Origin of the sequence: Morganella sp. HSTU-ASny43 (assembly GCF_022819185.1) — a bacterium.
Lineage (GTDB): Bacteria > Pseudomonadota > Gammaproteobacteria > Enterobacterales > Enterobacteriaceae > Morganella > Morganella morganii.
The window spans coordinates 186,440-199,494 of the sequence record NZ_WSPG01000001.1 but is presented as its reverse complement, the minus strand read 5'-3'; the positions used below and the strand labels follow the sequence as shown (position 1 = coordinate 199,494).

Sequence of the window (13,055 nt, the reverse complement as noted above, 5' to 3'; positions counted from 1 at the left end):
GCGTGATGAATTTAGTTATAAAGTTTCAGATAAGATTGCCGATAAACAATGAGCACAAGGGAGGCGCCCCTCCATCTCATACAGATCGGGAAAAGGAAAACAGATATGGCAATTGAGCAAACATCCGCGATTTCAGCACTGACAAAAGTGACTAACCGCGACCCGAAAGAGCTGACCGCGCCGGTGCGCGATAAAAAAGTTCAGGCAGAAGAGACTGTCCGCGAAAGTGCATTTTCGCCGAGTGAACTTCAGAAGCAGCTGCTTGCGCCGGGTAAAAACGACATTAATACTGCACGGGTGGCAGAAATCAGACAGGCCCTGAAAGACGGCACATTACGGATGGATGCCGGTAAAATCGCTGACGGTCTGCTGCGCGATGCGCATGAGTGCATGTTATCCATGGACAGCGCCGATAAAAATGACTGATCAACTTCTGCCGCTGCTGGATCAACAACTCTCTCATTTACAGTCACTGCATCAGGTGATGAAAAATGAAGAGTTGTTACTCGGCTACCCGCGTGTTCCGCAGTCTCCGTTTCAGGAAGCCACGGAACAGAAACGGTTTCTGGTTGCCGCGATCGGCCATAATGAAACCCGCCGCCAGGCACTTGAGCAGGAAGCCGGGCTGTGTGCACCTTATGACAATAATGAAACCATGCACACTGTCTGGAATGCGATTAAAGACCTTACTCTGACGCTGAAAGAGATGAATTACCGCAATCATCAGATGCTGAAACTGCATATGCAGTTTAATCAGGAGCGGCTGGATTTTATGAAAAAACATAATAACCAGGCGACTTACGGCGCTGACGGCCAGGAATCCCGCACACCGGCACTCGGTAAAAAAATCTCCGTCTGATAATTAACTGCCTTTCCCCGGCAGTTAATTATTTTAATATTCTCTGTCCCTTATCTTTATTCCCGTTCTCACTTCTGTTTTCTGATTAATATTGTATCCCCCTTTACGCTCATATTATTGACTGCCGCCCGGCGGCATCCTGAATAACATCAGATATACAGCCATTCCTATATAAAAATATAAATTCATAATTCAAATCTATTATTACCCCATTGAAAATAAAATCATTTCTGCTTTAAAAATCAAATAAATAAATAAAGCACCACAAAATCAGCACACCATGTCAATAGATTTATTTGACTCATTCTCAACGGTCAATAAGTATGTCCTCTGGTTATATACCCTGAAAAAGAAATCTTTATTGAAATAAAGGCCTCTTTATAACCAGATATTCAGTGTATTAACTCAACAAATCAGCCCACTTTATGTGAATTGCATATTTATAAGGCCATTATCGATGGATCAAATAACCCGAATTCTTGAAAAGCTGAATCAGCAACGTAGTGGTAAAACAGTGACGCTGGCAGATTTTATGCCGATGTCCCTTGCCGAAGTTCGCAGCCTGACAGGCAGCCGCCTTTCCCGTGAAGAAGCGCAACTACTTCACCGCGCGGCAATCAAAGAACAGCAGAACAACATTCTGTATACTGCCCGTGCGCTGACCCGCGCCAACCCGCTGCTGAAAAAAGAGATGGGCGCTGCCCGCACTTACGGCGCGACGCCGTACGGCTATAACGACATTATCATGCCGCGTGCCGATGAGTTTGCCGCACCCGGCGCGGTCTCTTCCATGTTCTCCCCGGCCGGCTATCTGACTGAGTTGTACCGCGAAGCCCGTGGCCTGCATCAGAAAGACAGTGTCAATAATCTGGACAAACGCCGTCCTGACCTGGCTAAGCTGGTGTTATCTCAGGAAAATCTGGATAAAGAGATTTCCACCCTGTCACTGGCTAATGAGCAACTGGAAACGGCGCTGATGGCGCAAGCCGGTCAGACAGACAAAAACAAATATTATGAAACCCTGGCAACCTCCCGCCGCAGTGGTGTAACACCGTATAACGCGCCGTTTGAGGGGATCCGTAACGCCCTGGCACAACAGAATTTTGTTCTGCCGGACCATGTGCTGAGTAAAGGTGCACAATCCGCTGCACAGATGGCGTTATACGCCGGTATCTCACCGGAACTGTATGCTATTCTGACAGAAAAAACAGACGGATTAAGTGAAGCAGCAACCGAAGCGCTGCTGAAGAAAAACTTCCCGGGAATTGATACTGACCGCCTGATGAATCTTGATGCGCTGGCGAATTATTACGGGCTGCCGCGGGATGAGATTCAGGAGATGCTGGAAAAATACGGCGCAAAAACACCGGATGATTCCCATATCAACACATTGCCTTTACATTTTGTTGAAACAGACGGAAAGATTACAGTCATAGGAATAACAAAGAAAATCTATAATCACCCCAAAGAATTTTTTTATATTGACTTAGTTCCGCAAGGTGACAAACAATTTTTAGTTAATTTTTCTGTTAAAAATAGCTATCCTCAGTGGCCGAACTTCCAAATAAGTCCTACTGGTTATTGGAAGGATGAAATATACATTAAGGAAAATTTTATCCCTGAAGCAGGTCAGCATTATAGTATCCCTGTAATACTGGAGGACTCATCACCTACAGATAAAATACATATCAGTATTACCCGTTTTCTGATAAAAAATAAAGATGATTGGGCTAACTCATCTTGTGATTTTTTTCCCGTTAACACTGCTTTAGCTTCCTCTACCTAGCTGCTCATCCTCAACAAAACTCTGCGCCTGGCCAAAGCCACCGGTATGACTCCGCTGAAAACCCAGCGTGCATTAACCCGCCTGAAACTGAAAGACACAGATTCGGACACAACCGTACTGCATCGCTTCTGTGAATTCCTGCTCTACCGTAAACGCTACAATATCAGCAGCGATGATGCCTTAATCCTGAGTGGTGCGACTATCAGAACTGCCAGCTATGACGGCCAGCTTAGCCAGTTTGACCGGATATTTAATAATCCGCCGCTCAATGGTGAAGTTTATTCATTGGATTATAGCGATATTTCACTAAAACCAGACACAACAGATACACGCAGAGATATACTGAAACGTGCTTTCTCTGTGAACAATATTGATTTGTTATTACTGTCTGCGATGACAAACCGCCATGGCAACTCAACAGTAATAACGAATAATGCCAGTAAAATAAGCACACTATACCTTATTCGCTTACTGGCCGATTCTCTGGCTCTCAGTATTTCACAGTTAAATACATTACTGTTGCTGTCACCCTTTACAAAAACTGACCTGGACCAGGATAACCGCCTTCAGATGATGGACTATCTGTGGCAAACGACTCAATGGCTGAACGAACAAAACTTATCTGCCGATCAATTACTTTTGCTGTTAACCACAGATGCCCCCGCGGCGCCGACCAAAGAAATGGACATAATGCTGGATGCGCTGCGTAACGGGGGTATTGATAATACCAATACCGATACGTTGTATTCCACCATGGCACCTGTCATTGCGGCATCCATGCAGTTGCAAAGCGCCGGACAGAGTGAATATTTACTGCGCTGGCTGGATACAGATCAAAATTCACCGATCATATCAGCGTCTGAACTCTGGTCGAAAATACAGCTGGAAAACCTGACACCTCCGCAAAAAAAATCAGTTGCGGCTTACTGCCAGGCACTGGCACAACGCGTACTGGTTATCCGTACCTTTGCACTCAGTGATACAGAACTTCAGGTGCTGTCAACAAGTGCGCCGGTAAAAACGATTTCCGGACTACAGGCAATCAGTCATTTTCATAACCTGGTCAACCGCTGCGGCGGGCAGGCCGGTACCGTTCTGGATGCACTGCAAAGCAGTACACTGACCGTTAAAATTCTGGCGCAGGCACTGAATGTGCCGGGAATCACTATCAGCCAGATTCTGGGTCTGCAGGCGGACATCCCCGACAGTCCGGTTACCAAATGGACGCAGCTGGGCAAACTCCCTGTTTATCTTGATATTTCAGACAATCTGCATATCACCCCGAAAGAAATCACCCATCTGCTGGCGGTATCTGAAAATGCGTCACCTTCTTATGCAGAACTCACCACACTGGCCGGATTGTTACAGGCCGGTCTGAACGAACAGCAGACAAAACAACTGCAAAACCAGTCGGAGCCATGCCGCAGTGAAGCCCTCAGCGGAGAGTACCGTGCTCTGGTTATGGGTAAACCGCTGGCAAACCGTGATGATATCTGGCGTACACTGCTGATTGACGGCAAAGTCAGTGCTGAAATCACCACCACACCGCTGGCGGATGCGATTGCCGGTATTCAGCTTTATATCAACCGCACTGTTGCCGGTGATGAGCCGGGGGCAGACAACGCTGTGCTTGAGCGTCAGTTCTTTAAAGACTGGGATACCTATAATAAGCGCTACAGCACCTGGGCGGGTGTGTCTCAGCTGGTGTATTACCCGGAAAACTATATTGACCCGACTATCCGCATTGGTCAGACCGGGATGATGAACACCATGCTGGAGCAGCTTTCTCAGAGCGAGCTTAACAGCGACACCCTGGAAGATGGCTTCCGCCAGTATCTCACCGCCTTTGAACAGGTCGCTAACCTGAAAGTGGTCAGCGGTTATCATGATGCGGTTGATATTGATGAAGGTAATACCTGGTTTATCGGTGCCAGCCAGACTGAGCCGAAAAAATATTACTGGCGTAAGGCGGATCACAGCAAATGTCAGAACGGTCATTTTGCTGCCAATGCCTGGAGTGACTGGAAAGAAATTACCTGTGCTGTTAATCCGTATCAGGATATGGTGCGTCCGGTGATTTTCCGTTCACGTCTTTATCTGCTATGGGTTGAAGAACAAGTACGGAAAGATGGCGAAGGTAAAAAGGATATTTCGTCTTTTACCCTGAAACTGACGCATATTAAATATGACGGCAGTTGGGCATCACCGTTCAGTTATGATGTGACCAATGAATTCAATAACCAGCCCCAGAAGAAGCAAGATAAAGCGCTATATTGTGCCACAAACACAGCCAAAGATACGATAACCGTTGTCTGCTACAAAAAAGAGGATGAGGGCACATTACCCGGAAATGCATTCGGACTACAGATCCGGCCCGATATGACCACAGCCCAACTGCTGAACAGCAAAGACCTGCTGACAGCAGTAAAATTACAGCTGGATACCCTTAATGTTACCCGCATTAATACGGAAGAAAGTGACTATAAGGTATCAACGATAACACCGGAAGACCAGAAAGGATATTATGGACTGGAAACTAATATTTTTATCGAAAAAATAGATAGTTACAAAGAAGGTAATAAACAGTTTTTAACTGTGCGACCCACTTTGGAAGCCAAAATTGATATTACCGCCATGCCGCACATGTTACGTCGGCTATTTGCCAGAGACTATCTGAATTTCGGATATGATTTATATCAGTATGAGAGTGTGACACTGGCTCCCGGAGAAAATGAACTGCCCCGGGGCGACTATAACTTTTATATCCTTCTCAATCACTCCACCCAGAATTACTTTTTTTATCTGAGCATTCCGTTCGGAAAAAACGCACCGGATTACGCTAAAGATATCGGCGTAATTATAACGCTTTCTGACGGCACCGGTTCAATCGAAAAGCTGAACTGGGAAGGCAGTGATACACAAAACCACTATTATTCCTTGCCGAAATTAGGAAAATTTGAACCGGATACCAAGTATTATAAGATAGTGAATTTGCATTCAGGCTACCAAGGTACAATAGGCAAACTGAACGTCAGTAAACAACGACTGGTTCTGAGCACCCCTTCCCGTTTGAACACCGGCATCAAACTTTATAAAAACAGTAACGTACTGCTGGAGCTTTCCGAAGTTGGTCATAATGCCGATACGAAACAAAGCACCGCAGAGGGAACCCTTCTGTTCACATACCGATTTAGTGCCCAGAAACTGGATGTCACGGAACACATCGTAAGCTCCCAGCTGGATTTCTCCATTCTGGCCAGTCTGAAGAATCAGGATAATACCCCGGTACACGGAAGCCGTAATTATAAATTACATGTTGAATTGGTGAAAAACGATGCCCCAGTATCAACCCGTGCCATCGCCCTGCACACCACTGAAGGCGGCGCCCAGTATATGGAATGGGATGCTTACCGCACCCGGCTGAATACCCTGTTTGCCCGTCAGTTAATTGAAAAGGCCAATAGCGGGATTGATGCGGTGCTGTCACCGGAAACCCAGAACCTGCGTGAACCTAAGCCGGGACAGGGTACTTATGTCACCCTGACACTGAAGCCGTATGACCCGGTTATTCATGGCAGTAACAGGAGATTTACACTTTATTACGGCAATGTTTTCGCGAGTCCCGACAAATTTCCGGTTTACAGCGGTACACTGAGTGCTGTCAGTAATACAGAGGTGACATTATTTATTCCGCGAATGGATAACGCGCATGGCAATAAAGATAATTTATATCTTAAGACGGAATACCAGAAAACCACAACAAATCCGATCCGTCTGCACCGCACAACTGACAATACAGAAAATCCGCACGGCTGGACACTGGATAAAAGCCATCACAACGGCACCTTCCCCGGCCTTGAATCGGTATCCGGTCTGTCACAGCCCGATGAACCAATGGACTTCAGTGGTGCCAATGCCCTCTATTTCTGGGAGCTGTTCTATTACACCCCGATGATGGTGGCCATGCGTCTGTTACAGGAGCAGAACTTTACCGAAGCCAACCGCTGGTTAAGCTATATCTGGCGCCCTGCCGCCAGCGGTACCGGTGACTGGCGCGTGCGTCCGCTGCTGGAAGATACTTCCTGGAACGCCGATCCGCTGGGTTCGGTTGACCCGGATGCGGTCGCTCAGAATGACCCGATGCACTACAAAGTCAGCACCCTGATGAAACTGCTCGATCTGCTGATTGCCCGTGGTGACAGCGCTTACCGCATGTTGGAGCGTGATACCCTCAATGAAGCGAAAATGTGGTATATGCAGGCGCTGGGATTACTGGGTGATAAGCCGATCACGATTATCGGCAGTGGCTGGGGTAACCCGGCACTGAGTGACGCAGCAGATAAGACACAGGCAAAACAGTTCCATGACGAAATCAGCCGTATCCGCAGCGGTGGTCTCCTGCCGGAGGTCCGTACTGCCAATACCCTGACCGGGCTGTTCCTGCCGCAGCAGAACGAAAAACTGCTCGGCTACTGGCAGACCCTGGAAATGCGCCTGTTTAATCTGCGTAATAACCTGTCCATCGACGGGCAGCCGTTATCGCTGCCGGTCTTTGCCGCACCGGCTGACCCGGCCGCACTGCTCAGTGCCGCAGCCGCAGCCTCCGGTGGCAGCAAAGCCTTACCGTCTGCCGCCATCCCGGCAATGCGCTTCCCGCAGGCGCTGGACAGTGCCCGTTCGCTGACCGGACAGCTGATGCAGTTCGGTTCCTCGCTCCAGGGGCTGATTGAGCGCCGGGATGCGGAAGCGATGAGTGAACTGCTGCAAAACCAGGCCGGTGAGCTGATGCTCTCCTCCCTGCGGATGCAGGAGCAGGCACTCACCGAGCTGGATGCCGAGAAGAAAACACTGGAACAGAGCCGTGCCGGTGCGCAGTCCCGCTTTGACAGCTACCGCACGCTGTATGATGAAAATGTCAGTGCGGAAGAAAAACGGACCATGGATCTGTATCTCTCGTCCGCAATACTGAGTACATCCGTTGAAGGGCTGAATATGGCTGCCGCCGCCGCCGATATGGCACCGAACGTCTTTGGTCTGGCCGTCGGGGGCAGCCGCTGGGGCGGTATCCCGAAAGCCATTGGTTCCGGTATCGCACTGGCAGCCTCCGCCACCAAAATTACCGCGGATAATATCAGCCAGTCTGAAGCATGGCGCCGCCGCCGTCAGGAATGGGAAATCCAGAAAAACAATGCCGAATCTGAAGTGAAACAGATTGATGCCCAGCTGGAAGCCCTGGCCGTCCGCCGCACCGCCACAGAGATGCAGCGCGAACACCTGGAAATCCAGCAGGCGCAGACTCAGGCACAACTGGAGTTCCTGCAGCGCAAATTCAGCAATAAAGCACTCTACAGCTGGCTGCACGGCCGTCTGGCATCCATCTATTACCGCTTCTACGACCTGACCGCCACCCGCTGCATGATGGCCGAAGCCGCGTTTGCATGGCAGACCGGTGAAACCACGCGCTATATCAAACCGGGCGCATGGCAGAGCAGTAATGCCGGACTGATGGCCGGGGAGTCCCTGCTGCTGAATCTGACAGAGATGGAGCAGGCATGGCTGAAATGGAACCACCGTACGCTGAAAGTCACCCGTACTGTTTCACTCGCCAAAGTGTATAAGGAGTATGACACACCGGTTAATCTGGCAGAGAAAATTGCTGAGCTGCTGAAAGGCAGCGGTTCCGGTAATACACCGGCAGCAACCGGGCTCTCAATGACCGCAGATAAAGAGTTATATGCCGCGTTTAACCTGAAGGCACTGAAGATTGCGGAAAACTACCCTGCCCGTCTGGGTAAAACACGCCGAATCAAACAGATCAGCGTGACCTTACCGGCGCTGACAGGGCCGTATCAGGATGTGCGTGCCGTGCTCAGTTACGGCGGCGATGTCAGACTGCCGGACGGCTGTAAAGCCATTGCCGTCTCCCACGGTATGAATGACGACGGTCAGTTCCGGCTGGATTTCAATGACGGCCACTGGCTGCCGTTTGAAGGGATCCCGGTGGATAATGACAGCAGCCTGTTCCTGAGCTTCCCGGAAGCAACAAAGGATGAGCAGAAAGCCCTGCTGCTCAGTCTGAGCGATATCATCATCCATATCCGTTACACCATCCGTTAATTTTTATCCTGACCCGGGCAGCCTGCGGGCTGCCCGTTCTGGAGCCTATTATGCAACAATCAGATAATATCAGTCCTCAGGCGCCGTCTCTGCCGAAAGGCGGCGGTGCACTGACCGGACTTTCCGGACAGGCGGGGGCCGCCGGGCCGGACGGCGCGGCGTCGCTGTCTCTGCCGCTGCCCGTCAGTGCCGGACGCGGCTATTCCCCTTCTCTCTCACTCAGCTACAGCAGTCAGGGCGGTAACAGTGCCTTTGGTATCGGCTGGGATGTGAATCTTCCTGCGGTCAGCCGCCGCACCCGTAAAGGTGTTCCTGCTTATACCGCTGACGATGAATTTCTGGATCCTGCCGGTGAAGTCCTGGTGGCTGTCCCCGGCGCGGCGGATAAACGTCAGACCCTGCTGGGTGTAAAACTGGCCGTTTCTTATCAGATAACTACATACCGCGCCCGGACGGAGCGTGATTTCAGCCGCCTGGAATACTGGCAGCCGCAAGGCAGTACCACCGAACCGGATTTCTGGCTCTGGTATGCCGCAGACGGTCAGGTGCATCTGCTCGGTTATGAATCTGCCGCCCGTATCAGTAACGGCAGCCACACGGCCCGCTGGTTACTGAACGCCTCGGTCTCCGCCACCGGTGAGCAGATTTATTACCGTTACCGTGCGGAAGATGACATCAATTGCAGCGACCGGGAAAAAGCCGCCCATCCGGGCAGCCACAGCCAGCGCTATCTCAGTGAAGTCCATTACGGCAATATCACCGCCGGACGCACATTCCCTTGTTTCAACGGCAACGATGCCACCAAAGCCGGCTGGCTGTTTGTGCTGGTGTTTGACTACGGCGGACGCACCCTTAAACCGGCAGAAAAACCGCTGTTTAACGCCGGTTCCGGCTGGTTGTGCCGTCAGGATCCGTTCTCCGGTTATGCTTACGGGTTTGATCTGCGTACCCGCCGTTTATGCCGCCAGGTGCTGATGTTCCACCGCCTGGAGACGCTCGCTGAAAAAGCAGAAGGTACGGATGTACCGGCACTGGTTTCCCGCCTGCTGTTTGAGTATCAGGAAACCCACGTTGTCACCACACTGACTGCCGCCCGGCAGATGGCGTTTGAGGATGACGGCAAAATGCTGTCTCTGCCGCCGCTGACCTTCGGCTGGCAGACCTTTGATTTTCCGGAGTCTGTGCAGTGGTCTCAGCCGGAGATGGGTAAACTCAATCCGCAGCAGCCGTGGCAGTATCTGGATCTGCACGGTGAAGGTATTTCCGGGATCCTGTATCAGGACAGCGGCGCATGGTATTACCGCGCCCCGGTCCGTGATACCGGGAGCGATGATGTCAATGCGGTAATATGGGATAAACCGCAGCGGCTCGATAATATTCCCGCCCTGAAAAACGGTGCGATGCTGACTGATCTTGACGGTGATGGCCGTCTGCAGTGGGTTGTCACACAGCCCGGCGTACACGGGCAATACCGTCAGCAGACAGATAACCCGGAACAGTGGCTGCATTTTACACCGCTCAGTGCCCTGCCGCTGGAATACGGCCATCCCGCCGCACAAATGACCGATATCGACGGTATCGGTGCCACCGACCTGGTGCTCATCGGTCCGCGCAGTGTGCGCATCTGGCCGGGCAGCAAAGACGGCTGGCTATCCGCCAAAGATATTCCGCAATCAGAAAAAATTGTCCTGCCGTCACCGGACGGCGATGCCGCCACACTGGTTGCTTTCAGTGATGTGCTCGGCTCCGGACAACAACATCTGGTACAGATCAGTGCGGGCGGAGTGCTTTGCTGGCCGAATCTGGGTCACGGCCGCTTTGGTCAGCCGCTGGCACTGGACGGTTTCAGCAAAAAACAGACGGAATTCAATGCCGCATATGTTTATCTCGCCGATATTGACGGCAGCGGTACCGCCGATATTCTGTATGCCCGCAGTGATTATATTGAAATCTACCGTAACCGCAGCGGTAACGGTTTTGACAAACCAGTCACTGTGAAGCTGCCTGCCGGCGTCCGTTACAATAAGACCTGCCGTTTACAGATAGCGGATGTACAGGGACTGGGGGTCGCCAGCCTGCTGCTGACGGTTCCCCATACCGTACCGCGTCATTATCTGCTGCATCTGACCACCGAAAAACCGTGGCTGCTGAATCAGATTAATAATCAGACGGGGATGTCGCAGAATCTGCGCTACCGCAGTTCCGCACAGTTCCGGCTGGATGATAAAACCCGCGAACCGGTTTCATATCTGCCTTTCCCGCTGCATACGTTGTGGAAAACAGAAACTACCGATGAAATCACCGGCAATAAACTGGTAAGTGAAGCCCGTTATCACCACGGTGTGTGGGATGCCCGTGAACGGGAGTTCCGCGGCTTCGGCTGTGTGGAGGTACTGGATTCAGATACCACCGCCGCCCGCGCCACCAGCGGGGTACTGACGATGCCGGTACTGACCCGTAACTGGTATGCCACCGGTTATACCCCTGTTGATACACAACTGAAAAATGAGTACTGGCAGGGCGATAAAAATGCCTTTGCCGGGTTTGTTACGCGGCTGACAACCGGCAGCGGTGATAAAGAATCCATCTGTTCTGATGCCCTGATGCAAAAACAGGCATTCTGGCTCAGCCGCGCGCAAAAAGGGATGCAGCTGCGCAGTGAGGTATACGGCAAAGACGGCAGTCCGCAACAGGATTTACCGTACAGTGTCAGTGAACAGCGGCTGAGTGTCCGTCTGATCACACCGGATGCAGATATGCCGGTAGTCCGGCCGTCTGTATCAGAAAGCCGTGAATATCATTATGAACGCATGGCTGCTGATCCGCAGTGTTCACAATCCGTTATACTCAGTGCGGATGAGTACGGTTACCCGCTGCGTGAAGCGACGATTCATTATCCGCGCCGTCCGAAACCGGCAAAAAACCCGCTGCCGGATACCCTGCCCGCGTCACTGTTTGATTCCGGTTATGATGATCAGCAATTGCAACTCATTGTATCGTTATCACAGCATGCACGGCACCACCTGACCAATCTGAAACAGGAACAGTGGCTGACCGGGCAGCCTGATGCTGATCGCAGCGATATTTTTGTTCTGAAATCCGGATTAGTTCCGGCAACGGGCTTAAATACGGAAACACTGCCTGCCCTGCTCAGCAATAACCAGTCTGCACGCCACTTTGCCGGACAACAGAGGACTTACTGGCTGAATAAAGATAATCAGCCGTCAGTAACAGTTCCGTCCTGGCCGCCGCGCCGGAGTTATACGGATACTGCAGAGCTGGATGAGACGATTACCGCAGCCATAAAATCAGGTACAGATATCACGGAGCAGTTACTGAAAACCGGCTATATCAAAGCGGATTACCTGTTTGCCGGTACCTCAGAAACAGGAAAAAAGGTCTGGATTACGCGCTCCGGTCATCAGACTTACGGTGCACCGGAACAGTTCCTGCTGCCGGTTGCCGTCCGCGATAATCCGCTGATCGGGGAACGTCATCTGACCCGCGATAAACATCACTGTGTTATCACTAAACACACCGATGCCTCCGGACTTATCACTCAGGCAAAATATGACTGGCGTTTTCTGTCTGTCTGCGAAATAACCGATACCAATGACAATATCAGCCAGGTACAGACTGATGCGCTGGGACGGGTGATCAGCAGCCGTTTTTACGGCACGGAAAATGGTCAGAAAACCGGCTACAGCCAGAAACCGCTGACACTGCCGGATTCAGTGCAGGACGCCACGGAGATGAAAAAACAACTGCCGGTTGCGCAGTGTTTTGTCTATGCCGCAGACAGCTGGATGCACAGCGGTACAGATAAACTGCCGCCGCATGTGCTGACCCTGACAACTAATCGCTATGATGACGAACCGGCGGATAAAAGCACACAGCAAATCCGTCAGCAGGTCACCTTCAGTGACGGTTTCGGGCGGATTTTACAGCAGTCAGCCCGTTTTGAGGACGGTGACGCATTCCACCGCAATAAAAACGGTTCACTGGCAGCCGGAAGCCGGAAAAGTGAGAAAGAAACAGCACGCTGGGCAGTGTCGGGCCGCACTGAGTATGATAACAAAGGACATGCCGTCCGGACGTATCAGCCATACTTTGTCAATGACTGGAGGTATGTCAGTGATGACAGTGCGCGGCAGGATCTGTACGCCGACACGCACTGTTATGACCCGCTCGGCCGTGAGCATCAGGTGATCACCGCAAAAGGTTATCAGCGGCGCACACTGTACACACCGTGGTTTGTGGTCAGTGAGGATGAAAACGATACAGCGGAGTAAG

At 51.2% G+C, this 13,055-nt stretch carries 5 protein-coding genes; all 5 read left to right on the top strand.

Annotated features, from left to right (window positions below):
* The first annotated feature begins 105 nt into the window (after positions 1–105).
* Positions 106–426, top strand: coding sequence for a flagellar biosynthesis anti-sigma factor FlgM (gene flgM, locus GN208_RS00905; RefSeq protein ID WP_004236844.1), 321 nt, complete (start codon positions 106–108; stop codon positions 424–426).
* Entirely contained in the window at positions 419–859 is a 441-nt protein-coding gene (gene flgN, locus GN208_RS00900) for a flagellar export chaperone FlgN (RefSeq protein WP_004236847.1), read from the top strand. Before flgM ends, flgN begins: the two co-directional genes overlap by 8 nt.
* Positions 860–1,316: 457 nt before the next feature.
* Entirely contained in the window at positions 1,317–2,645 is a 1,329-nt protein-coding gene (locus GN208_RS00895) for a Tc toxin subunit A (protein WP_004236848.1), read from the top strand.
* Positions 2,646–2,690: 45 nt separating this feature from the next.
* Complete coding sequence (locus GN208_RS00890; RefSeq protein ID WP_225903309.1) at positions 2,691–8,762, top strand: neuraminidase-like domain-containing protein; 6,072 nt, start codon at positions 2,691–2,693, stop codon at positions 8,760–8,762.
* A gap of 50 nt (positions 8,763–8,812) precedes the next feature.
* Complete coding sequence (locus GN208_RS00885) at positions 8,813–13,054, top strand: SpvB/TcaC N-terminal domain-containing protein (RefSeq protein WP_087769852.1); 4,242 nt, start codon at positions 8,813–8,815, stop codon at positions 13,052–13,054.
* Position 13,055 lies beyond the last annotated feature (1 nt).

Excerpts from the sequence above, each read along its gene's own strand:
- flgM (WP_004236844.1), top strand. The coding sequence starts at position 106 with ATGGCAATTGAGCAAACATCCGCGATTTCAGCACTGACAAAAGTGACT.
- flgN (WP_004236847.1), top strand. The coding sequence starts at position 419 with ATGACTGATCAACTTCTGCCGCTGCTGGATCAACAACTCTCTCATTTA.
- GN208_RS00895 (WP_004236848.1), top strand. The coding sequence starts at position 1,317 with ATGGATCAAATAACCCGAATTCTTGAAAAGCTGAATCAGCAACGTAGT.
- GN208_RS00890 (WP_225903309.1), top strand. The coding sequence starts at position 2,691 with ATGACTCCGCTGAAAACCCAGCGTGCATTAACCCGCCTGAAACTGAAA.
- GN208_RS00885 (WP_087769852.1), top strand. The coding sequence starts at position 8,813 with ATGCAACAATCAGATAATATCAGTCCTCAGGCGCCGTCTCTGCCGAAA.